This is a genomic window from Nostoc sp., assembly GCF_036917515.1.
GTDB lineage: Bacteria > Cyanobacteriota > Cyanobacteriia > Cyanobacteriales > Nostocaceae > Nostoc.
In genome coordinates this window covers 82,119-108,814 of record NZ_JBALDE010000079.1, presented here as the reverse complement: position 1 = coordinate 108,814, position 26,696 = coordinate 82,119, and the positions used below count along the sequence as shown (strand labels likewise).

At 37.8% G+C, this 26,696-nt stretch carries 11 protein-coding genes; 9 read left to right on the top strand and 2 right to left on the bottom strand.

The genetic code is table 11. From position 1 onward, the window contains the following. Nucleotides 1-8: 8 nt before the first annotated feature. Nucleotides 9-809, bottom strand: a complete 801-nt coding sequence (locus V7K89_RS09890; RefSeq protein WP_335186637.1) for a class I SAM-dependent methyltransferase — start codon at nt 807-809, stop codon at nt 9-11. Between the two features lie 20 nt (nt 810-829). Then, nucleotides 830-3,541 (bottom strand): TonB-dependent receptor domain-containing protein, encoded by a 2,712-nt coding sequence (locus V7K89_RS09885; protein ID WP_335186635.1) that lies wholly within the window; start codon nt 3,539-3,541, stop codon nt 830-832. A gap of 817 nt (nt 3,542-4,358) precedes the next feature. On the opposite strand from V7K89_RS09885, the gene V7K89_RS09880 reads away from it, so the two are divergent. The 9 genes from V7K89_RS09880 (at nt 4,359) to V7K89_RS09840 (ending at nt 26,638) form a co-directional block, all read left to right on the top strand. Continuing rightward, the gene (locus V7K89_RS09880) at nt 4,359-6,020 is read left to right on the top strand and encodes an NAD(P)/FAD-dependent oxidoreductase (RefSeq protein ID WP_335186633.1); all 1,662 of its coding nucleotides are present in this window, start codon (nt 4,359-4,361) and stop codon (nt 6,018-6,020) included. Nucleotides 6,021-6,041: 21 nt separating this feature from the next. Next, nucleotides 6,042-10,997: a type I polyketide synthase gene (locus V7K89_RS09875; protein ID WP_335186631.1), complete on the top strand. Its 4,956-nt coding sequence runs from the start codon at nt 6,042-6,044 to the stop codon at nt 10,995-10,997. Next, nucleotides 10,984-15,765: an amino acid adenylation domain-containing protein gene (locus tag V7K89_RS09870; protein WP_335186629.1), complete on the top strand. Its 4,782-nt coding sequence runs from the start codon at nt 10,984-10,986 to the stop codon at nt 15,763-15,765. Before V7K89_RS09875 ends, V7K89_RS09870 begins: the two co-directional genes overlap by 14 nt. 126 nt (nt 15,766-15,891) lie before the next feature. After that, on the top strand, nt 15,892-21,042 hold the full coding sequence (locus tag V7K89_RS09865) for an amino acid adenylation domain-containing protein (protein WP_335186627.1): 5,151 nt from the start codon (nt 15,892-15,894) through the stop codon (nt 21,040-21,042). A 10-nt stretch (nt 21,043-21,052) separates the two neighbouring features. Next, nucleotides 21,053-22,177 carry a saccharopine dehydrogenase family protein gene (locus V7K89_RS09860; RefSeq protein ID WP_335186625.1) on the top strand — a complete coding sequence of 375 codons (1,125 nt, stop codon included), beginning with the start codon at nt 21,053-21,055 and terminating at the stop codon, nt 22,175-22,177. 72 nt (nt 22,178-22,249) lie between these two features. Continuing rightward, on the top strand, nt 22,250-23,113 hold the full coding sequence (locus V7K89_RS09855) for an SAM-dependent methyltransferase (RefSeq protein WP_335186623.1): 864 nt from the start codon (nt 22,250-22,252) through the stop codon (nt 23,111-23,113). Nucleotides 23,114-23,270: 157 nt separating this feature from the next. Next, nucleotides 23,271-23,495, top strand: a complete 225-nt coding sequence (locus tag V7K89_RS09850) for an acyl carrier protein (RefSeq protein ID WP_335186621.1) — start codon at nt 23,271-23,273, stop codon at nt 23,493-23,495. A 232-nt stretch (nt 23,496-23,727) separates the two neighbouring features. After that, nucleotides 23,728-25,290, top strand: a complete 1,563-nt coding sequence (locus tag V7K89_RS09845) for a benzoate-CoA ligase family protein (protein WP_335186619.1) — start codon at nt 23,728-23,730, stop codon at nt 25,288-25,290. Between the two features lie 25 nt (nt 25,291-25,315). Beyond that, nucleotides 25,316-26,638 (top strand): anthranilate synthase component I family protein, encoded by a 1,323-nt coding sequence (locus V7K89_RS09840; RefSeq protein WP_335186617.1) that lies wholly within the window; start codon nt 25,316-25,318, stop codon nt 26,636-26,638. The last annotated feature ends 58 nt before the right edge of the window (nt 26,639-26,696 follow it).

Below are 26,696 nucleotides of genomic sequence, written 5' to 3'. Positions count from 1 at the left end.
TTTCTTAATTAAGCTGCTCTAAAGCTAATCCGAATTATTTTCATTGATTTTCGTAAGAAAGGAACATATTTAAATAACTGTAACCAACGCCACCGACTACTATGCCTATCAACGTAGTACCACTCCTGAATAAACTGGATATTTTTATCCCAAGTTTCTAATTCTTTACCCGTTTGAATACCCCATTGAAATACTGCATCAGTTTTTGATACTGCTGCATGACGTTGAGAATTGGAAGTAATAATTGGGCTGAGAGCTTCAAACAAAATTTCTGCTTGGGGAAAACTTTGATTAATTTCTCTAAATAGACGCTTCACCTCTTCTTCTGACAAATACATCAGTAAACCTTCAGCAATAAACAGAATAGGTGATTTAACAAATGGTTTTATTTCTTTTATCCAAGAAAAATCTAAAACAGAATAAGCTAAAAATTTATGCCTCTCTGTTTCTTCAAAAACTATTTCCCAAACTGGCTTTACTTGGGGCAAATCTAGCTCAAACCACCTAATAACATTGTTATTTAAACGAGAAAATCTGGTACATAAACCTGCACCTAAATTTACAACCACTGCTTCCGGATTTTTTGCTAAAAATTCGTCAACAGCCTGATCAAGAATTTCGGTTCTAACAGCACAGCTTATTTGAGTTGACCAAAATCCTTGAGAAAATTTTTTCAGGTCAAGGTTTAATTGGTTAATAATTTCTGAACTTTTTTCATCTTTGATGATTCCATCTTCTCTTTGCGTTTCTAAAAATTTAGCGTAGAGAGGAATTAATAGGGTTTCGGAAACGCCAGTTAGTTGTTCCATAACTTACCTCATGATTAAATTTAGAATTGTGTTTTGAATTGCAACCCAAAAACGGCAGGAGCGCCGTAAGCAACTATTGGTTGTCCAATAAACTCATAACCGTTTGTGACATACTCAGTACTCAAGAGATTGTTAGCAAATAAATAGATGCCATAGTTTTTCGATTCATAACCTAGACGAGCATTGACCACTGCATAAGGATCTTGTCTAAGCCTGTTGCCATCATCAAAATAAGTTGTTCCCACTCCCTGAACTTCAAGCCGCCCTAATAAACCTATGGGACTACGATATTGTAGGGCTAAGTTATAGGTTAAATTAGGGGAAAAGGGTACTTGATTGTTATTAAAGCTTTGACCATTAAAGGGATTAGTATAGTTAGTAAACTCAGCATCAACCAAACCTAATCCAGCAATAATATCAAATCCATTGATTGGAGTTGCCCTCATTTCTAACTCTAAACCATTGATGCTCACTTCAGCATTAGCAATGTTGCGAGTTATGCCTACTTCATCCGCTAAAGCTACTTGATAACCACCCACATCAGTGTGAAATAATGCTAGATTAGCTATTAATTTGTTATCAAACCAAGAAGTCTTGAGGCCAACTTCATAATTCCATGATGTTTCAGTCTTATATCTCAGAGTTTGATCATTTTCAGCGCGATAATTCACCCCACTAGGTTTATAACCTTTAGCAATACTGCTATATAGCATGAAGTTAGGGTTGAAACGATATTCCAGAGCAACACGAGGTAATAATTCTTCACTATTTTGTTCGACCTTATCTAGAGGTGAAAGAATGGTAGAAGAACCAGAGCCATCAGTTAACACAAAAACTCGCTGACGGTTTTTTACTTGGCTATCAACAGATTCATATCGCAAACCAGCAGTCAGAGATAGTGCTTCAGTCAGTTGATAAGTTGTTTGACCAAAAATAGCATAGGTTTTTTGATCAGTATTAGCATTTGTTTGGTCTCTTCCTAGAGGACTACCAAATAGTGGTGCGCCATCAACACCGATAATGAAACCTTCTCCATTGGCATTAAAATCTCTTGATTCAAAATAGCCGCCGATTAACCACTGAAATTTACTCTGATCTTGAGGAGATTGGAGGCGCAGTTCTTGACTAAATACAGTTGAGTCAAATGCAGATACCGCAATACCAACATCAGTAGTAGTAGAGTCAATGTCGTATCTTGTTTCTTGGTCAGAGAAGCGCCTAGATGTAATCGAAGTAACACGAAATCTGGGATTGTTATAAGAGATTTTTAGCGATTGAGTGTTAGAAAAAAGCTGATTAAAACCATCATAATCTTGCTGTGTATTGTAAATATCTGACTGACTTCGCAAAAGTAGTGCTGGTGCATCATCATTACGAGCGTCGAAAGAGGCATTAAAAGACACTTCCCAATCTTTCGAGGGAGTCCAAAGCAATTGAGCGCGACCTGAACCTGCTGACTGTCCACCAAAATCTTTGTTTAAAAAAGTATTTTCTACATAGCCTTCTCGTGATGAATAGCCTCCTGATAGACGGAAAAATAGCTGATCGTCAATGAGAGGTCCACTAGCACTAATTTGAGTGTTCAGACTTTCATAACTACCATAGCTGATTCTAGTTTTTAATTCATCAACATTGCTGGGTTTTCGGGTGATGATGTTAACGACTCCAGCTTGTGCATTTCTACCATAGAGGGTACTTTGCGGGCCTCGTAAGACTTCAACCCGTTCTAAATCTAGTAAGTCAATATTTAAGAAACTGCCATAATCATAGGGAACATCATCCACAAAGAAGCCAACAGCATCTCTAGATAAGAAGTTAGAGTTACCCAAGCCACGAATACTGTAGTTATTGAAGTAACTTCCTATCGAATTAATAGAAAAATTTGGAGTATTGGCAGCAATCCCACTAAAGGAATTAATACCAGTATCTTCAAGTTCTTGTTCGGGTAAAACTGTAATACTTATAGGGACATTTTGAACGTTTTCTTCCCGTTTTTCGGCTGTAACAAAAAGTTCAATTGGCTCCTCAGCTTGATTAGATGGTTGTTCTGGCTGAGTGTCACTCCTCGGCTGCTGTTGTTCAGGTTTTTGTTCCGTCTGCGGTTGCTGCTGTCGTGGTGTGATGGTAGTAGTTACTAGTCCAAAAATCAAACCCTCATTACTATCAAATAGTTCAGCTTTTGGTACTCCCGCCTCTCCTGTCACAGTTACTCGAATAGTATTGGTATCAATGTTAGTTGCTGTGACTGTAGTAATTCCTACAACTGGTTTTTCTTGGCGAAATGTATTACCACTAGATAAACTCAATTGAGCGTTAGGAATATCAGCAATATAGGTGTTACCGTCTTGCTTTGGCACTACCTGTAACTGAGAGCCTTTGCTAGTCTCTAAAATTACCTCTATTCCTTGATTTGTGGGAGTAATCTTGACTCCCGTCACTAGCACGACTTCTCTAGCATTCGACTCGCTGGGAGTGGGTGATTGCACCAAAATATTTGCACTTGTTGACGGATGCTGAATGTCACTTATTTGGGGAATATTTGTAATTGCTTTCAATGGCTGTGCTGAAGTCGGCGAGGGTATTACCCTATCTTCATTTGGCTTTGTACTCGTTGACCTAGCAGAATATTGTTTTCGTTTTACTTGTACGTCTTCACCTTGAGCAGGAGTTATTAGCAACATGACAAGTGAGCCTATGAGCAACAGGCTTTTCAGTAATTCTTCCAATTTCATTTTTTACTCACACCTCACAATTTCTGCTGCGCTGGAATTTATGAAATTAGCAGATTATTAAAAATGATTTGCATTAATGAAAGTAATATACACTATTTTTCAGCAAGTTTTTATTTGTGATCGCTAAATTATTTTCAAGTAAACGATAATCATTATCCTAACATTCACTTTGGGCAACTGTTTCAAAAAATACCATTAGGCAAATAGTTTGGCTTGAAGATGAGAAAATCTAGTATGTCTATTTATCTATAATCCTTTTAAATCAATGGTTTTTGGATATTGAACAACAATTTTGCCAACTATTGATTACAAACATTTTTTTTAAAACAAAATATTTTTTTATAACGCATCTATCTAAAGAAATAAAAATAGTTATTAAGTTCAAATTTAATCATTTTTGTATTGGCCATAACATTTTCCTATTGTTTTGGGATTGTCAAGCTAGTTGAATTGCATTAAGCTAGTAGCAAGCTTGTTGAGAAATAATGTCATTGCTTATGTGAGTAGTTGTGGTAAATCCTATTGATTTATCTCCATTAATTACAATCCTAAAGTAACGACTTTACATAAATAGGACACAGGAATGTCTGAGAGCAAGCCTACGGAAAAATTTTCTTAGTACTCAAATATCAATAAGACTTACGTACTAGTCACAAAAGAATAAAACCGCAGAGGCACAGACACAAGTCTGAGTGGCCATAGAGAAATAAGATTTTGAGAGATATTTTGCATAAGTTCTAATATCTTTTCTATGCAACAGCAGGTGCGATCACACATACTGTCAACTCAAGACAATATTTATACACAGAAATTTATCATGGATTACAACAATAATCAGCAATTTGATGTAGTTGTGTTGGGATCTGGACTTGCAGGCTCTATTTTGGCGACGATCTTAGCAAAACATAACATTCGAGTTTTGATGATCGATAAAGAAGTTCATCCGAGATTTGCAATCGGTGAAGCCATGACTCCCGATACAGATTTGATGATGAGTATTCTTAGTTATCAATATTCTGTTCCAGAAATTGCACATTTGAGTTCTTTTGATAATATCTGTGAGAATATATCACCCTCTGCTTGCGGATTAAAACGCTCTTTTAATTTTATTTACCATCGAGAAGGTGAAAAACAGACACTACAAGAATGTAACAAAGTTGGTGTTCATCCTAGTAGTCACTTATTTCGACCAGATATAGACAATTACATGGCAAAAGTGGCTGTGAAGTATGGAGTTAACCTTTTAGAAAAAACTAATATAAAAGAGTTAAATATAAACAAAGAAGGAGTTAAAATCCAAATAGATAGTGGCGAATATTTTACAGCTAACTATTTAGTTGATGCTAGTGGTTATAATTCTCTGCTTAGTAGTCAGTTTAATTTACGAGATAAACCGATTAAGTGTAAAACGCATTCAAGAAGTGTTTTTACCCACATGGTTGGGGTAAAAAAATACGATGATTGCATCCAATCAGACAGAGACAGCCAAGATGAACTCTTCTGGTATCAAGGAACTCTTCATCACATATTTGATGGCGGTTGGATGTGGGTTATTCCCTTTGATAATCATGAAAAATCTAGTAATCCCATCTGTAGTGTTGGAGTAAATTTTGACTCGCGGCGCTTTCCTAAAACTGAAATATCGCCAGAGTTAGAGTTTCAAAATTTTCTTTCACGCTTTCCTGGTATCGCTATTCAGTTTGAAAAGGCTAAACCTATTCGTAATTGGGTATCTACAAATCGCCTACAATATTCATCACATTCATGTATGGGAGAAAGATTTTATCTACTTCCTCATGCTGCAGGATTTATTGACCCTCTTTACTCTTTTGGTTTAGTCAATAGTTGTACGATCATCCTCCCTTTAGCTGCTAGGATTATTAAGGCGATCGCCAAAAATGATTATTCAACAGAGCAGTTTGCTGATATTGAGACTTTACAGCATAAACTTTTTGACTACAACGATAATTTAGTTAACTGTTCGTACATTTCTTTTGCTAATTTTAATCTTTGGGATGCTTGGAGACGTATTTGGTTACTGGGAAGCTTTACACGTCAGATGAAAGCAGGTATTAAAAAAAGACTTAAAATCGCAGCAGGAAAAGGAGAAGAATTAGCAACACTCAATGTAGATAACTTGGAAAGTCTAACTCCTAGCTATCAAGGATTAGGAGATGATTTCTTTTTCCAAGCTATTGCAATAGTTGAAAAAGTCCAAGCTGGTTTAATATCTGCTGACGACGCAGCAAATCAGGTGATGTCACTGATTAAATCAATTGATTTTCTGCCACACAATTTTTGGAATTTAGGAGATGTTCTCCAAAAAAATATAGATACAGAATCTGATTTCTGTAGAGTTGAGTATTCAAGGTTTTTTTCCTGGATTAAAAAATCGTCAAAGCCAGAAATTAAAAAGTATTTTGACTACGACATAGAAGATTTAGTGGCAGCAACCAAGTTAGCTACAGCTAATAAGTAGTAAAAATAATGTGAAAAAACTATGAGTTTTGAAACTAACGGCTTAGAAGTCGCAATTATTGGTTTATCAGGAAGGTTTCCTGGTAGTAACAATATTGATGAGTTTTGGCAGAATCTAATTAATGGAGTAGAACTCGTTTCAGTTTTTCCTGATTTAGCAAGTAACAATGGAAACAGTCAATCAAATAAGACAATTAAAGCAGGCTCTGTACTCAAAAATATAGAACTGTTTGATGCTGCCTTTTTTGGCTTTAGTCCGAGAGAAGCTGAAATTATAGATCCACAACACCGGCTTTTTTTAGAATGTGCTTGGGAAGCTCTAGAAAGTGCTGGATACGATACAGAACAAGAAGACAGAGCAATAGGAGTATACGCTGGTATCGGAATGGGTTATTACTTGTACTACAACCTTTTTCCTAACCAAGATTTGATGCAATCAATAGGAGGTTTACAAACTTTAATCGCAGTTGATAAAGATTACGTTCCTACCCGTGTCTCTTACAAACTAAATTTGAAAGGACCAAGTGTCAGTGTTGGTACAGCCTGTTCTAGCTCGTTAGTTGCAGTTCATTTAGCGTGTCAGAGTTTGCTTAGTGGCGAATGTCAGATGGCTTTGGCTGCTGGTGTTGCTGTAAAAGTTCCTCAAAATGAATTAACACTATCTCCCGATGGAATTATTTCTCCCGATGGACATTGTAGAGCTTTTGATGCTGGGGCAAATGGCACGCTAGGTGGTAATGGTATTGGGGTTGTTGTACTCAAGCGATTGGAAAATGCGATCGCAGATAGAGATCATATATATGCAATTATTAAAGGCTCGGCAATTAATAATGATGGTGGTGCAAAAATTGGCTACACAGCACCTAGTGAAGAGGGTCAAGCAAGGGTGATTCACGCCGCCCACGTGATGGCGGAAGTAGAGCCAGACTCAATTTCTTATATAGAAGCGCATGGAACCGGAACTCCTTTAGGTGATCCGATTGAAATTGCCGCAATGACACAAGCTTTTAAAATTGGTACTGATAAAAAAGGTTATTGTGCGATCGGATCGGTAAAAGCAAATATTGGGCATTTGGATGCAGCAGCAGGAATTACAAGCTTAATTAAGACATCTTTAGCATTCAAACACAAGCTACTACCACCCAGTATCAACTTTGAGAAACCCAATCCCCAAATTGATTTTGCAAATAGTCCATTTTACGTCAATAACAAGCTACAAGAGTGGAAAACCAATTGCTTTCCGCGTCGTGCGGGTGTTAGTTCTTTTGGAATTGGTGGGACAAATGCCCATATCATTTTAGAAGAAGCGCCTGTTGTTGAACCTGCTAGTCCTTCTCGTTCCCGACAACTATTGGTCTTGTCTGCAAAAACTGCTGCGGCGCTGGAAACCGCTACAAATAACTTGGTGCAACACCTCAAACTGCATCCAGAACAAAATCTGGCTGATGTCGCTTATACTCTCAAAGTTGGTCGCAGAGTATTTGATCATCGGCGCACGGTTGTAGTAGAGAATTGTGTAGATGCGATCGCAGTACTAGAATCATCTGAGCCAACAAGAGTAATTACCCAGTTCCAGGAAGCCGACAATTGCCCTGTAGTGTTCATGTTTACTGGTCAGGGGGCGCAGTATGTGAACATGACTAAAGAACTCTACCAGAGTGAGATAGTATTTCGACAAGAGTGCGATCGCTGTTGTAAATTTCTCCAGTCTCATCTGGATATAGATTTGCGCTCTTGTCTGTATCCCACTCCAGAAGAAGCTGAAAAAACAACTCAGCTACTCCTACAGACTGCGATCGCCCAGCCTGCACTCTTTGTGATTGAATACGCTCTAGCTAAATTATGGATGTCATGGGGAGTGCATCCGACAGCAATGATTGGTCACAGTATTGGAGAATATGTAGCTGCTTATTTTGCAGGTGTCTTTTCCCTAGAAGATGCTTTGTTGTTGGTAGCCACTCGTGGGCAACTAATGCAACAACAACCTCCAGGGGCAATGCTTTCGGTAAATTTGTCAGCAAAGGAAGTGGGATCATTTTTAGGAGAGCAACTTTCTTTAGCATCAAGTAATAGTCCATCTCTGAGTGTGATTTCTGGGCCGATAAAAGCCGTAGAACAACTCGAACATCAACTAAATGAACAAGGTATAGACTATCGCCGCTTACATACTTCTCATGCTTTCCATTCTCAGATGATGGAGCCGATTTTGCAGCCTTTTATGCTTGCAGTCAAAAAAGTCAATCTCAACCATCCTCAAATACCATTTATTTCTAATGTCACAGGTACTTGGATTACTCCAACACAAGCCATAGATCCTCATTACTGGGCGCAGCATCTGCGTCAAAGAGTGCAATTTTCGGAAGGAATCAACGAGTTACTACTAGATGCAAACCGAATTTTTCTGGAAATTGGGCCAGGAAAAACATTAACTACTTTTGTCAAACAACAGACATCTGGAAGAATTGTACTTGGTTCAGTTCGCCATCCTCAAGAGCAACAGTCAGATTTAGGATTTATTTTGCAGACTTTAGGTAAGCTGTGGCTGGCTGGAGTCAATCTAAATTGGTCAGGATTTTATGCTCATGAAGAACGCGATCGCTTACCTTTACCAACTTATCCATTTGAACGCCAACGTTATTGGATTGATCCACCTGCTTGGTTATCTCTGAAGAATGGGAATAGTCAAAAAAACTCTACCAAAACTTTAGATAAAAAGCGTAATATAGGAAAATGGTTGTACCTTCCCAAATGGCAAACTGCTAATATTTTAAATAGCAAATCAAATAGCAATTCAATTTCATCTCACATCCTTGTATTTGTAGATCAATGTGGTTTGGGTTGGCAGTTGATTGAGAAACTTAAACAACAGGGTAAAGAAGCGATCGCAGTTAAAGTTGGCTCAGAATTTGCCCAAATAAATCAGTTTACATACAGCCTAAACCCGGAGGAAAGCAACGATTACAATACTTTATTCCAAGAACTTAAAGTACAAAAAAAGCTGCCAAAAACCATACTTCATTTATGGAATATCACACCACCAAGTGATACAGAATCAGGACTTAATGCAGTCGAAGATGCTCAATTTGTAGGTTTTTACAGTTTATTGTTTATCGCTCAAGCAATTGGAAAACAGAATATTACGCAAAAGCTAAATATAGCAGTTGTCTCTAACGATATGCAGCCAGTTACTAAAGAAGAAAATTTGCATCCCCAAAAAGCAACATTACTCGGAGCTATTAGGGTAATTCCTCTAGAATATACAAACATTATCTGTCGCAGTATCGATTTATCAATACCTTCTACTAGTAACTGGCAAGACAATCAAATAATTACTCAACTCCTTGCAGAACTGACAACTTCCAGCACCGAACAAATCAGTGCTTATCGTGACAATCAACGCTGGATACAAACCTTAGAGCCAGTGCAATTAGATGAAACTTCCCAAAAAATCCCCAGATTAAGGGAAGGAGGAGTGTATTTGCTCACAGGTGGACTGGGAGGAATTGGACTTGTTTTAGCAGAACATTTAGCAAAGACTGTCAGAGCCAAATTACTATTAACGGGACGTTCAGCTTTTCCTGCCAAAGTTGATTGGGAAGAATGGTTAGCTACTCACAACGAATCAGATCCGATTAATCGAAAGATTCGGAAGTTGCAGGAACTAGAAGCCTTGGGCGCACAGATAGTAGTAGCGATCGCGGATACAAGTAACTTAGAACAAATGCAAGTTGCGATCGCAAACTTCACACAACAATTTGGCAAGATCAATGGTGTAATCCACGCGGCTGGAGTTCCTGGTGGTGGAGCAATCCAGCGTAAAACCTTTGAGGAGGCACAAAGGATTCTTGCTCCTAAAGTCAAGGGTACAGTGGTTCTTGATAGCCTACTAAAAAACACGCAGTTGGATTTTTTTGTTCTTTGTTCATCACTAGCCTCCACATTAGGCGGATTTGGACAAGTAGACTATGTTGGAGCCAATGCCTTTCTTGATGCCTTTGCTTACTACAAAACCTTTACAGATAGCACATTCACTGTAGCTATCAACTGGGACGCATGGCAGGAAGTAGGAATGGCAGCAGAGGCGGTGAAGCGATCGGATATCACCAAACCGCAATTAAAATCAGTAACACATCCTTTATTCGACCACTGCATAATTGCAGCAGGAGAACCAGAAATTTATATTTCCAAATTTAGTGTCAGCAAACACTGGATTTTGCAAGAACATAGATTAATGGGAAAAGCGATGATTCCGGGGACAGCTTACTTGGAAATGGCTTTAGCTGCTTGGACAAACTATACTCAACAGCAAGATACTCAATCTACTGAAATCAGAGAAGTTTATTTCCCAACTCCTTTGATAGTAGAAGATGATCAAGAAAAAGAAGTTCGGACAATTCTGAAAAAAAAGGGAGATTACTTTGAGTTTAGAATTGTGAGCCAAACACAATCAAATTCATCTCAATGGTTAGAACACGCTGTTGGTAAAATAACTGATAATAATTTTAATTCGCCTGAAATTATAGACTTCCAAGGAATTTTAGCAAAGTGTAATGACCAGGAAATAATTATTAATAGTGAAGAATATAAACCTTTGGGAGATTTTGCTGAGTTTGGACCCAGATGGCACAATTTAAAAAATATAAAAATTGGGAATAATCAAGGGTTAGCATTCCTCGAACTAGCAGAATTATTTACCACTGATATTAATTGTTATCAAATTCATCCTGCTTTAATGGATTTAGCAGTTCATTTTCTGCTGGGACAAATAAAAGATGACAGTTATTACCTGCCTTTTTCTTATAAAAAATTGAATATAAAAGGTTGTTTACCAAACAAAATATATAGCTATATTAAAATAGCATCGTCAAATATCCAAAAAGGAATTTTCAGCTTTGACATTATCATTGCAGATGAGCAAGGTACGAAAATAGTAGAAATCAAAGAATATACTTTAAGGAAATTAAATGAAAATAAATAATCCAAATACTGTTAACAAAAATATTAGCCAAGAGCAAGAAAAATTTACTTTTGAATCCGACAACTTTTATTTAAGTATCTCTCAAAGTGGTACATTAGAAAACCTAGAATTAAAACCAATCACTCGAAAAAATCCTGGTGCAAGGGAAGTAGAAATTGAAGTTGGTGCTACAGGTTTAAACTTTAAAGAAGTGTTAATTGCACTGGGCTTAATTCCTTTACCTGAAAACTTTCAGATGACATTTGGATTAGAATGTGCAGGAAAAATAGTAGCCATTGGTGAAGATGTTACCGGATTTAAAATAGACGATGAGGTTATTGCCTTTGGTTCTTCATGTTTGAGTAAATTCATCACAACCTCTATTGAATTAGTAACCCGAAAACCATCTCATTTATCAATAGAAGAGGCAGCAACAATTCCTGTTGCCTTTATGACAGCCTATTATGCTTTAGTAAAATTGGGCGGTCTTAGTAAAGGCGAAAAGATTTTAATTCATTCAGCTGCTGGTGGTGTCGGTTTAGCTGCTGTGCAAATTGCTCAATGGATAGGGGCAGAAATTTTTGCTACTGCTGGCAATTCTGAGAAACAAGACTTTTTGCGATCGCTGGGTATTAAATACGTCATGAATTCTCGCTCTTTAGATTTTACTGAAGAAGTGATGAGATACACCAATGGTCAGGGTGTAGACATAGTTTTAAACTCATTAGGAGGGGAGTTCATATCTAAAAGTCTTTCAACTTTAGCTCCCTATGGACGCTTTTTAGAACTAGGTCGACGGGATATTCTTAATAACAGTCCATTAGGCTTACTACCTTTTGAGAAAAATTTATCATTCTTCGCTGTCAATGTCGAAGTAAAACATTCTAAGTTTAGGGAAATATGGCGTGAAATAGTACAACATTTCCAAAATGGTATTTTTAGTCCCCTGCCTTATCGTCTATTCTCAATTGGATTGGTGGATCGGGCTTTTGAATATATGTCTGAAGCCAAGCATATTGGCAAAATAGTGATTTCTTTACATGGTAAAGATACAATACATAACAAAACATCTTTATCGATAAATATACAGGATAACAACTTGCTACAAGGAGGACTATTACCTTCTGAAGGTGTAGATATATTTAGCCAAATTCTCGGAAGTACATTATCTCAAGTTTTGGTATCAACTCGCGATTTACTAATACCGGGTGAGCCAGAAAGTTTAAATGAAGATATTAGTGAAAATAATGTATCTAAACAAACGTATCCGCGACCTAACTTAAATAATCCTTATGTTGCTGCTAGAAACGAGATTGAGCAAAATATTATCAATATTTGGCAAGACCATCTTGGAATCAAGCCAATAGGTATTTCGGATGATTTCTTTGAATTGGGAGGACATTCTCTACTTGCTACCAGACTTGTATCTAAACTGAGTTCTGTTTTGGGGGTAGAATTGCTTTTGGGTCAATTGTTTGAGTCTCCTACTGTGGCTAGTTTAATCGAAGTAATTAGCACACAAGAAATTCAAAATACACAACAAGATACAGCTAATTTTTTACCTATCATCGTATCTGCTCCAGAACAACGCTATCAACCTTTTCCGCTCACTGATGTTCAGCAAGCTTACTGGATTGGTCGCAATAGTGATTTAGAATTGGGGAATGTTTCTACTCATTTTTATGGAGAAGTTGACGGTTTAAACTTAGATATTGAACGATACAATTTAGCTTGGCAGCGGGTAATTGAGCGCCACGAGATGTTAAGGGTAATTGTGCGTTCTGATGGACAGCAACAAATTCTTGAGCAGATACCTTATTTTGAAATCAAAGTCCAAAATTTACGAGGAAAAAGTCAAGAACTAATATCTTGCGAATTAGAGAAAGTACGCGATCGCCTCTCTCACCAAGTTATACCCAGTGACCAATGGCCCTTATTTGAAATCTGTGCATCTTTATTAGATCAAGGACGAGTGCGGATTCATATTAGCTTTGATGCTTTAATTGCAGATTTAAGCAGTGTTGAAGTTATCCTCCAAGAGCTTTACAAAATCTATCAAAATCCCAAAACTATTTTAGAAAGCAGCGAACTTTCATTCCGGGACTATGTTTTAGCGTGGGATAGGCTACCAGATTATGAAATCTATCAACGTTCTTTAGACTATTGGCTGCGTCGGATTCCCCAGCTACCGCCAGCACCAGAATTACCACTGGTAAAGAATTTTATTTCCCTGAGTCAAACGAGATTCAAACGTCGCACTAGTAAATTAGCTGCTGAAATTTGGCAACAACTCAAATATCAAGCTAGTCATGCTAATTTAACTCCTTCAGGACTATTAATTGCAGCTTTTACCGAAGTACTGACAATTTGGAGCAGACGATCACAATTTACTCTCAATCTAACGTTGTTCAATCGTTTACCTCTGCATCCTGAAGTTGACAAAATAGTGGGTGATTTTACCTCCTTAACTCTGTTGGCGGTCGATAATTCTCAATCCGAATCCTTTGAAGTTCGCGCCCAGCGCCTACAAAAGCAGTTATGGGAGGATTTGGATCGTAGTTATGTTAGTGGAGTGCGAGTACTGCGAGAGTGGAGCAAAATTCAAGGCGGGGGCGCTAATATATTGATGCCAGTAGTATTTACCAGCAACCTGATCCAAAAAGAAATATCATCGCAATCTTCCGCACTCAGCAAGTTTGGTGAATTAGTTTACAGTGTCAGTCAAACTCCCCAAGTGTTATTAGATCATCAGGTTTATGAGGACGCGGGAGAGCTAATTCTCACCTGGGATACTGTAGACGAGGTTTTTCCCGACGGGATGCTGGATGAGATGTTTGATACCTACTGTCGTTTCTTGCACCGTCTAGCTACTCAACCAGAAATTTGGCAGCAAAAACGCCAAATCAACATCACAGCACCAGCAATTAATGCAACTACAGCCCCAATTCCAGAGGGATTACTTCACACTGGGTTTGCAAAGCAAGTTCTTCGACAACCAAAACAAGCGGCTGTAATTACTTCTCACCGCACCTTTAGCTATCAAGAGTTAGATTGTCTGGTCAATCAAGTTGCTCATCGACTACGACATCTGGGTGCAACTCCCAACCAGTTAATCGCTGTAGTCATGGAGAAGGGTTGGGAACAGGTTGTAGCAGTTTTAGGGATTCTCACGGCTGGATCTGGATATTTACCCATTGACCCAGATTTACCACAAGAACGTATTTCTTATCTGTTAGCAAATAGTGAAGTTTCCTTGGTACTTACTCAATCTTGGTTGAGTGAAACATTAGAATTTAGATCAGGCATTGAGAAAATTTGTTTAGATACCGCAGAACTAGCAAACGAGAGTGACCAGTCTTTAGAACCAGTACAAAAACCAGATGATTTGGCTTACGTTATTTATACCTCTGGCTCAACTGGTTTACCTAAAGGTGTCATGATTGACCATCAAGGATCTCTCAATACTATTGTTGATATCAATCAGCGCTTCCAAATTGCTCGCCAAGACCGGGTACTAGCAGTTTCATCTTTGAGTTTTGACCTGTCAGTTTACGATATTTTTGGGACGTTAGCGGCTGGAGGTACAATTATTATCCCCGATGCGATCGCTGCTAAAGATCCAGCACATTGGGCTGAGTTAGTATTGCGCGATCGCATTACAGTTTGGAACTCTGTACCAGCTTTAATGCAGCTATTTGTTGATTATGTTGCTCAACGACCTGAAATTCAGCCGCCAGCCTTACGGTTAGTGCTTTTAAGTGGTGATTGTATTCCACTAACTTTACCTGCTCAAATTCAGGTTGTAAAACCCGGAGTTGAGGTAATCAGCTTAGGCGGTGCTACAGAAGCTTCTATCTGGTCAATTCTCTATCCCATTGCAGATATCAACCCCGCTTGGAACAGCATTCCCTATGGACAACCGATGCAAAACCAGCGTTTTTATGTCTTCAATGAGATGCTCGAACCCTGTCCTACGTGGGTATCAGGGCAGTTGTATATTGGTGGGATAGGACTAGCCAAAGGCTATTGGCGAGAACCAGAAAAAACTGCCACAAGTTTCATCACACATCCACAGACAGGTGAACGCCTGTATCGTACTGGCGACTTAGGCAGATATTTACCAGATGGCAACATTGAGTTTTTAGGACGAGCAGACTTTCAAGTTAAAATTCAAGGCTACCGGATTGAATTAGGAGAAATCGAAACGACTATAGAGAAGCATCCAGAAGTTAAAGCAGCAGTTGTGATGGCTGTGGACGAACAACAAGAGAGTAAACGCCTCATTGCCTATGTTGTTTTACATCAAGAGTCAGCACTTACCTCTGGACAATTGCACAGCTACTTAAAAGCACAATTGCCCGAATATATGCTACCTTCTACCTTCACCTTTCTCGAAGCTTTGCCATTAACATCTAACGGTAAAATAGACCGTCGCTTGCTTTTAACATCTGTCGAAATAATCAAAAAAACAACAAAAGATTACATAGCACCAAGTACTCAAATAGAAGAAATGTTAGCGGAAATCTGGATTACTATTCTCAAGATTGAGCAAGTTAGCATTCACGACAATTTTTTTGAATTAGGTGGCAACTCTCTATTAGCAATTCAACTGATGATTCAGTTAAGACAAGTTTTTCAAGTACAGTTATCTCTACGTCAGTTTCTCGGTGGAATCACAATTGCCAAACTAGCAGCTTTGCTTGAAGAAATTATCCTACAAGAAATTGAAGAAGACTTGGATACCTTGACTGAAGAGGAAGCACAACAACTTGTCAACTCAGAAACTTGATGCTTTGAGAACTTTTGCAAAAACTCTCTCAAAATCTTATTTTCTGTGTCTGATCCAAATTTATACTTTACACTCAGCAACGCTACTTTTTGCGCCTTGAAATTTAAACTAATTTTATAGAAAACAATGTCAGAAACTAACAATAAGTCTGGAAATCGCTCTAAACTCAAACAGATATTATTACAAAAACGGTTACAGGGAGAGTTAACCAGCAAAGCCCAGATAAAACAAGAAAAAACTCAAAATTCCATTAATTTACTACCGACAATCGCACCTAACCCTGACTTGCGATCGCAACCTTTCCCACTCACCGAAGTTCAACAAGCATACTGGATTGGTCGAAGTGAAACATTTGAGTTGGGTAATGTACCATCTCATATTTATTTGGAGATAGAAAGTGATTACCTAGATCTAAATAAATTTACTCAAGCTTGGCAGCAGTTAATTGACCGTCATGATATGCTGCGTGCAATTATATTACCTGATGGTCAGCAGCAGATTCTCCCCAAAGTTCCTGCTTATGAAATTGCTATCCTGAATTTGAGAAAGCAAAGTCCAGAAATAATAGAGTCACAATTAATAGCAGTGAGAGAACATTTGTCTCATCAAATGCTACCTAATAACCAGTGGCCCTTATTTGAAATTCGCGCTTCACTACTAGATAATCAACGGACTAGACTACATTTCAGCTTTGATTTATTGATTTGTGATGCCCAAAGCTTCCAAGTCCTTTTCAGAGAACTTACTCACCTATACCAAAATCCGCAAGCTTCCTTACCACCTCTTGAACTTTCATTTAGAGACTACGTTTTAGCACTAAATTCTGTTAAAGAATCGGAAATATATCAGAATTCTATTGATTACTGGCAAAAACGTTTAGCCACACTTCCACCAGCGCCAGAACTTCCCTTAATTAATTATCTTGCTGCTATTAAACATCCTCGTTTTGTCCATCGAAGCGATCGCTTGGAGCCAGAAATCTGGCAACAGTTAAAAACTAAAGCTAATCAAGCTGGTTTAACTCCTTCTGGAGTTTTATTAGCTGCTTATGCTGAAGTACTGTCTTTTTGGAGCAAAAATCCTCGTTTCACGATTAATTTAACACTGTTCAATCGCCTACCGTTGCATCCCCAAGTTAATGATATTATCGGGGATTTCACTTCCCTCAACTTACTGACAATAGATAACTCCATACAACAGCCATTTGTTACCAAAGCCAAGCGCATTCAACAGCAGCTTTGGGAAGATTTAGATCACCGCTATATTGGTGGAATAACAGTTTTGCGGGAACTAGCTAAGGCAAAAGGTAGGGTATCTAGTGCTACCATGCCTGTTGTCTTTACTAGTACGGTCGATCTGAATACCCAAGATGACACATTGACAACTAGGTTAGGAAAAATTACTGATCTAATAACCCAAACACCTCAAGTCTGGTTAGATCACCAAGTTCAACAGCAAGCGGGAGCATTAGTCTTCCATTGGGATGCGATCGCCGAGTTGTTTCCCGCAAACTTGCTTGATGATATGTTTAATATCTACTGTTGTTTACTCAAACGTCTAGCTACAGAAGAAAAAGTTTGGCAAGAAAGCGCAATTGACCTTTTACCACAGACTCAGCAAGCACAGCAAGCTGCTTTCAATCGCACAGATGCCCCCATTCCTTCGGGATTACTGCCCAGTCAATTTGAGACACAAGTAAGAATCCAACCCGACCACCCAGCCATCATCACCCCAGGAAAGACCCTCACCTACGTACAACTATCTCAGCGCACCAACCAAGTTGGTCATCGCTTGCGAGCCTTGGGAATTTGCCCCAATCAATTAGTAGCGATCGTCATGGAAAAAGGCTGGGAACAAGTAGTTGCAGCCTTGGGGATTCTCGCTGCTGGCTCTGCCTATTTGCCTATCGATCCGAATTTACCGCAACAACGCCTTTGGCAACTGCTAGAGTGCGGTGAAGTGCAACTGGTGCTGACTCAGTGGCAAATTAACCAAACTCTACAGTGGCCTGAAGGCATCCAACGTATTTGCCTGGATACTGAAGAACTAGCGACTGAGAACAAAGAGCCATTGCAACCAATTCAGACATCTGAGGACTTGGCTTATGTAATCTATACCTCTGGTTCTACTGGTTTGCCCAAAGGAGTCATGATTGATCACCGTGGCGCTCTGAATACAATTATCGATATTAACCAGAGGTTTAATGTTAGTTCTACTGACCGAGTATTTGCCTTGTCATCTCTTAGTTTCGATTTATCTGTCTACGACATCTTTGGTACTTTAGCGGCTGGTGCAACGATTGTGATTCCTGAAGCTGGGGGAATTAAAGACCCAGCTCATTGGCTGGAGATGATAGTTCAGCACCAAGTAACTCTTTGGAATTCAGTGCCAGCTTTAATGCAGATGTTAGTAGATTACGTAAATAGTCCTTTACCTGATAGCCTGCGCTTAGTACTTTTGAGTGGTGATTGGTTGCCTCTGTCTTTACCTGAGCAAGTCAAAGCCTTAGTGTCAGGGGTGGAGGTAATTAGTTTAGGCGGTGCTACTGAAGCTTCTATCTGGTCAATTTTATATCCGATAACAACCGTAGATTCTGCTTGGAAGAGTATTCCTTATGGGTTTCCGATGGCAAATCAGCGCTTTTATGTACTTAACGAGGCACTGAAATCTTGTCCAATGTGGGTGCCAGGACAGTTGTATATTGGCGGTATAGGATTAGCTCAAGGCTATTGGCGAGATGCCCAAAAAACTGCTGCAAGTTTCATCACACATCCAGAAACAGACGAACGTCTATATCGTACTGGTGACTTGGGTAGATATTTGCCAGATGGAACTATTGAATTTTTGGGACGAGAAGACAGCCAAGTTAAAGTTCAAGGCTACCGCATTGAGTTAGGGGAAATTGAGGCAACTCTTAAACAGCATCCGGCTGTGAAAGCCGCAGTGGTCAGTACTGTTGGCAACCAATTAGTTACCTATGTTGTTCCCGATGAAGAAAACTTTGAACGAGTACAGGATTATAATCACCAACAGATTTGGCGATTTGAAATTAAACCACAAAAATCTCAAAATCTCTCGGAATTAGAAAATCTTGCTAGCAGTATCCAGGATATAGACCGCCTCAGTACAGCCTATATATGTTCTGCTTTCAGAGAATTAGGAGTTTACAATCATCCTCAAGAAAGTCATAAACCAGAGACTTTAGTGCGTGACTTTAAAATTCTTCCGCGATATCAAAAGTTACTCGGACAATGGCTAGGGATTTTACAAGAAGATGTTCTGGTTCAATACCAAACAGATGGTAATTTTGTGAATCTTCAACCATTACCCATAGCTTCTTTAAATGAAATATGGCATGAGATTGTAAACATCAACCAAAATAATCAGTCAATGTTGAATCTTCTCCATTACATTAAAAACAGTGGGGAAAATCTTACTGCCATACTCAAAGGAGAAAAAGACCCATTAGAGTTATTATTTCCTGATGGATCTTGGGAGGTGGCAGAAAATCTTTATCAATTCAATCCTGTGTCTGCCTATATTAATAGTATTGTTCAACAAACTTTAAAGACAGTGGTACAGTTATGGCCATTAGCAAAACCACTACGGATTTTAGAATTAGGTGCTGGAACTGGTGGAACTACTGCCTTTATATTACCAATTTTGCCACCGAATCAAACCCAGTATACATACACTGATGTTTCAAGCTTTTTTCTTAATCTGGCAAAGAAAAAATTCCTAGACTATTCATTTGTTAAATATAAGCTTTTAGATATTAATAAAAGTTTTGATAGCCAAGGTTATGAATCACACAGTTTTGATATAATTGTTGCCGCTAATGTCTTGCATGATGCTCATAATTTGTCAGAAGTATTAAAATCTCTCAAATCTTTGTTAGCTCCTAATGGTTTATTATTATTATTAGAAACAACAAAATATCTGAGAATAAATGCTATTTCTGTTGGATTAATTGAAGGTCTTAGTCAGTTTGAAGACGAAAGAATAGTGGAAAATACCCCATTTCTATCAGTAGAAAAATGGCAGAATCTTTTATATTCTCATGATTTTTATAATTTTTTGGCTCTTCCTCAAAATAGCTCTACAGTAGAAATTTTTGGACAAACTGTTATGCTGGCTCAAACACCATCATCTATAAAGCTAGTGAATAAAGCATCTTTATTTAGTTTTCTCAAAGAAAAGTTGCCGGAATACATGATTCCTTCAACTATAATCACATTAGCAACTATACCTTTGACTGCTAATGGTAAGGTCGATCGTAAATCTCTTCCGCAACCAACTCAAGACATTATTAGCAGTGAAAAAAAATATATTGCACCTAGAACCAAAACAGAAAAACTACTTACTGATATCTGGACTAAATCACTGGTAGTTGAAAGAGTAGGAATTTACGATAACTTTTTCAGTTTAGGTGGTGATTCATTATTAGGAATTCAGATTATTGCTCAAGCAAAGCAAGCTGGTATTGATTTAAAACCTCGACAGATTTTTCAATACCCGACTATTGCTGAGTTGGCATCATTAGATAATCAATTGAGTGATTATACATTTACTTCTCTAGTAAAAATTAAACCTGAAGGAAATAAAATACCTCTTTTTTGTATACATTCATCTAGTGGTAGTGCTGATTCTTTTGCACTCTTATCTCAACATTTAGATGTAGAACAACCACTATATGGATTGCAATCTAGAGGTATGGATGACTCAACAAATTTATTAACCAGAATTGAAGATATGGCAGAACATTATATAAAAGCCATACGCTCGATTCAACCGTTTGGCCCTTACCATTTGTGTGGATGGTCAATGGGGGGTATAGTTGCTTATGAAATGGCACAACAGCTAAACAAAAGTGGGGAGACAGTCGGAATTCTCGCCCTATTAGATATTTCTGCAAACCAATGTTATCAGCAGTTAATTGCTCTCAGCCAAAAAGCTGAGGAACTCGGTTTACTATCTGAACAACTTTCTACATTTCAAGCAGATATATTGTCTAATGTTAGTCAAATCAATTTACAAGCAATGCTGAATTACACCTTACAAAAATATCCAAGTAAAATTACTATTTTTAAAGCTGCTGAACAGCCCAAAAATATTAGTTTAGACCCAGACTTTGGATGGTCTGTATATGCTCAAGGAGGTATAGAAGTACATGAGATTCCAGGAGATCATTTCTCAATTTTGAAAAACCCTTATGTGAAAATTTTAACAGAAAAATTAGACTTACACTTAAATAGTAGTTTATCATTACATCAATAGGAAGTAAAATATGAATAAAATTACAAAAATAGGTGTTATTGGAGGATATGGAGCGACAGGTTCTGTAGTTGTTAATGAACTACTTAAACAAACTGAAAATCAGCTAATTATTGGTGGAAGAAATATTGATAAGGCTCAACAATTCAGCGAAAAAAAGGGTCAGAGAGTGTTAGCAAAATATGTTGATGTCTATGATGATAAAAGCCTTGCAGAATTCTGCCAAGATTGTGGCATTATTATTAATTGTACTGGACCTGGGTATCATATTTTAGATAGAGTAGCTCAAGCGGCATTTAAGCATAAATGTCATTATATAGATACTAGTGGAGAAGAAAAAGTTCTCGAAAGCTTGAGCCATCACCAGGATGAAATGAAAACTTTGGGACTGACTTTCTTATTATCTGCTGGGTGGATGCCTGGTCTTTCAGAAGTGATGCCTATTTATGCAGATATGCTTGCAGAAAAAGAGTTTGATTCCGTTGAGAGTCTCGATTTATATTTTGCAGATGCCAGTAAATGGTCAATGACCGGAACCATAGATCAATTGGAATTTATCTATCAAAATCGTAATGGAGTTAGTTTAGATTTTTCTAATTATGTAAAAAACTGGAAAAGTAAAAATGTAGCGATCAAAAGTTCGCAATTTGTTACTTTACCAAACCCTTTAGGGATACAGAAAGTTTATTTATACTATTTTGAAAATTTAAAAAAGTTTACAGCAAAAAAAAGCTATCCAGTCAAGAGTTATATAGCTTGGTTAAATTGGAAAACCTTCATTACAGTACTTTATATTAAATTTTTTTTAAAAAGAAATCAAGAAAAAGCAGCTAAAACTTTTAGGAAGTTATACGAAAAAACTAATAAAGTTCGTGGAGGTAATGGAGGTTTTATAGTTGTGATAGTTAAAGGAAAAAAACAAAATAAAATACAAAATTTAATTGTTACTCTTTTTGAGCGTAGACACTATTGGCTAACTGGTATTGTCCCCGCTATAGCAGCAAGAATGCTTTTAGAAAACCAAATATCTACTACAGGTTGTCACTATTTAGGTGATGCAGTAAATGCGACTGATTTTATGGCAGAAATAGCTAAATCGGGTATTAAATATGATGTTTTTTTTGAGAATGACAATTGAGAAAAATCCCAGAGTTGAGAAAATTTTTCCGTAAGTATTACCAAATCTCCAGTCCCTAATCAAAGTAAAAATATGACTTTTTTACGTGATAAAGCTCATCTTCAAGCTCTCTCCAACTTATACGATCAGACATGGGCGGGAGCGCGTCTTTCCTGGCTAAACCAAGATAACTTGGCTCAACATTTGGGTTATTGGGATGAGAACACACGCACTCATGCTGAATCGCTGATTAACATGAACAGGGCGATCGCATCCCGGATTAATTTACAGCCAAATGAGTACATCTTCGATGCTGGATGCGGCTTTGGCGGTACATCTCTGTGGTTAGCACAAGAGTATAACGTTCATGTTGTTGGTTGTAGCATTTCAGCAGATCAAGTGGCGCGATCGCGTCAATATGCCAGCAAACGAGGACTAGAGAAACTCGTAAGGTTTGAGCAGAAGGACTATTTATCTACCGATCTAGCTGACGCTAGCTTTGATGTCGTTTGGGCGCAGGAAAGTGTGTGTCATACTCCAAATCAACATGCCTTTCTTACAGAAGCCTATCGACTCTTAAAATCAGGTGGTCGATTAGTGATTGAAGACTGTTATCTTTTTAACCGTCCCTATACCCAAGACGAAATGCATTTGCTACAGTCTTGGTTCCATGACATGCTTATACCTAGTTTACCGAGAGGTGAGCAAGTTATCGCTTGGGCAGAAAATACTGGATTTGAAAACGTTAAGCTTGAAGACATATCTCATTATGTCAAACCTTCATATCGCCGCATTGGTAAAACCTTGTCCTTGATGAACCCAATTGTTTTCACTCTCCATTCGCTAGGTTTGCAATCAGATATATTGTCTAAATTTGGACGCGGTATGCTGGAACAACAAAAAACTTTTGAACAAAGTCTTTGGTTTGTAGGTATTTTTTCAGCTTACAAACCTTAACTGCACTTTTCAACAAACCTAATGTTTGCAACATTAACTTAGCAAATTACATTATTACACAAATATAAAAGTAATTGCTATCTCCATTTGTGCGGTAAACGCTGGTTTCACCAATTTTGCTATTAAATAATTTTGCTGCATGGACACTTTTAAGGTAATGGATACTCTCAAAATAATACTGACAGATTTAGGTGTTGCAGAAGAATTTATTCATGAAGACACTTGTCTAAGACGTGATTTGCAGCTTGATTCTATGGAGACAGTAGAAGTTGCCTTGGGATTGAAACGCAAACTAGGAATCAATATTAAGCTAGGAAATGAACAGGATGTAACACTGGCTCAACTGTGCAACTTAGTGGAGGTACAAATAAATACTAGGTAGGTCATTTTAATTTGGTATTACTCTTGTAACGTCAATAAAATATCGAAATCTTTTAACGAACTACAAAGGAAGTAAAACAGTAAATAACAGAATAAAATAATTTTTTATTCTATGAAGAATGAGTAAATAGTACATAGTCATCACTGAATTTATTGAGATAAAGACTAAACTCATTACTACAAATTTATCAAGTACTAGCTTGGTAAATTACATGGCATTAAAGGAAAGTAAGATGGACAGTATTTCCGAACAACTACCTCAAATTTTTAATATTGCTGCTTACTTTATAGAAGGCAACTTAGCGCAGGGACGTAGTGAGAAAACAGCTTTGTATTATCAGGATGAAAAATATAGTTATGTTCAAGTGAAGAGGTTTGTCCAACGTACTGCTCAGTTATTTTCTCATCTCAATTTAGAGCGGGAAAATCGCATAGCAATTCTTGCACCGGATAGTCCAGAGTTTGTATTTGCTTTCTGGGGTGCTATTTGGCTGGGTGCTGTGCCAGTTCCGATCAATACTGGTAGTAGTGTTGAAGATATAAGATATATCTTGCACGATTCCCGTGCCAAGATTTTTCTGACTACTCAAGAATGGCAAGAGAAACTAGCTCCCATCCAATCTCAGTTTTTGCATCATATTTTATTGACAGATGGTACAAACTCATTTATATCCTTGTTATTTGAGCAAAATGAGACATTAGCTTATGCTGAAACCTCTCGTGATGAAGCGGCTTTTTGGCTTTACACATCTGGTAGTACGGGGCGTCCCAAGGGTGTGATTCACGTCCATCAAAGTATGGTGGTTTGTGCAGAGCGGTATGCTAAAAATACACTGGGCTTACATATAGATGACATCACATATTCCGCTGCTAGTATGCCCTTTGCTTATGGTTTAGGTAATACCTTATATATGCCAATGGCAGTAGGTGCAAGCACTATATTATCTAATGCCAATAATGCTTTTGATATCATCACTGACATCCACCGTTATCAACCTACAGTTCTGTTTGGTATACCCAGTGTCTATACAGCTATTCTCGCTATAGATGAAATCACTACTCTAGATGTTTCCTCATTGCGTTTGTGTGTTTCTGCTGCTGAACAGTTACCTAAAACTATCTGGCTAAAGTGGCTTGATACATACAACCATGAAATTTGCGAGGGTATTGGTACTACTGAATTTTTACACATTTTTCTCTCCAACCTATTAGGAACCTGTAAGCCAGGTAGTTCAGGCCGTCCTGTATCTGGTTACGATATTCAGGTTGTCGATGAAAATGGTTATCCCTGTCCTCCGAATGTAATTGGTGATTTAGAGGTGAAAGGAGAAAGTCTGATGTTGGGTTACTGGAACCGACTTCCAGAAACACGGAAAGTTATTTATGGAAATACTATGCGAACCGGAGATAAGTATTTATATGATGCAGAAGGCTATTTTTACTTTATGGGTCGCAAAGATGACTTTTTTAAAGTGAATGGTCAATGGATATCACCATTGGAAATTGAAGAAGTTTTACATCAACATCCACAGATTTTTGAAGTAGCAGTAATACCAGAATCGGATAATGGTGAACAATTAACTCAAATTGTGGCTTATGTCAGCCTCAAAACAGGACAAGAACCTTCGCCAGAATTAGAAAAGAATATTCAGAAATTTGCTAAACAGCGATTACCTCACTTTAAGGCTCCAAAAATAGTCCGCTTTTTACAACAATTACCGCGCACCGCAACTGGAAAAATTCACCGGAATTTATTGGTAAATAGACAGCATCTAGTTGGTAATACAGTTAGTTAATCAATTATCAAAAAAGGTTAAGTAGATGATAACAGAGCTAAAGACTGAAATAAAATATCAAGAGATATTTGTTGCTGGTCAAAGAGAGCCTATCGTTATTTTAAATAACCTGCTGCAAGCTGGTATTTTTTCAAAATATGTAATGTATGCAGGTAATAATGAGGTGCGGATTGCTGGCAATGAACTTTTGAAGGTATCGGTCAGCCAAGATTCTGTTTCAATCAATGGTTTAGGAAATGCTTACTCTGAGCCAAGCAGCGATCCTTTGAAACAAGTAGAGAATTTGTTAAAGTCTTTGACGATTGAAAATTGGACTGCTTATGGTTATGTGGCATTTGACGTAGCTCGTTTTTATTTTTCATATTCAAAATCAATTGCACAGGAAATTATCTATTTTCTCATTCCAGAAACTGAACTCCGTTTTACAGACAAAGGAGTTTACATCCGAACTACTAAGTCATTACAGCAGGTGAAAGAGCAACTATTTGTTAATCTTAGCTTAACAGATTATTTACCAACTCCCCTACTTATTAATTTTGGCGATCGCCAAAATTATCAAAACCGAATTAGCACTTTAATTAAAGCGATTAAGCAAGGTGAGTTACATAAAGCAATTATCTCACGCTCTATAAAATTAACTGGCAACTTAGATGTTATTGGAACATATTTAGTAGGGAATAAAGCCAATAATGCAGCACGTTCTTATTGTCTAGATGTAGGAAATGTCCAAGCTGTGGGTTTTAGTCCAGAGATTCTCATGCAAGTAAATCGAGATAGGTTTGTTGTGACTAATCCGTTAGCAGCAACTCGACCGCGTGGTAAAACTTTAGAACAAGATGCACGTTTAAGTGATGAATTATTTACTGATGCTAAAGAGGTGAAAGAACATTCACTCTCTGTATGGTTAGCACAAACCGAAATTGCTTCACTTTGTTTACCAGAAACAGTGCAAATATTTGATTTCATGGAAGTTAAGAAATATCGATGTGTGCAACACTTATCATCACGAGTAGGTGGTCAACTACAACCAGAAAAAACTTTTTGGGACGCTTTAAAGGTATTGTTCCCAGGAATTACTATTTCTGGAATTGATAAAGAAAAAGCCTTAGAATGGATTGACCGTTTAGAAGATGAGCCAAGAGGCATCTATGCTGGTGGTATCGGTTGGGTAGATAGTAGTGGTGCAGCTGATATTGCGATCGCTATTCGTTCCGTTTACCAATACGGTAATAGTATTTACTTAAATGCTGGCGCTGGAATCATTGCTGAATCAGTACCAGAAAATGAGTACATCGAGTCAGTCAACAAGATGAATACTATGTTGACTAACTTAGTTTTGAAGTCTTGAAGCGCATCGACAGTACTGAGTTAAGAGTTATTATTCTCTCCCTTGTCTTCCTTGTTTC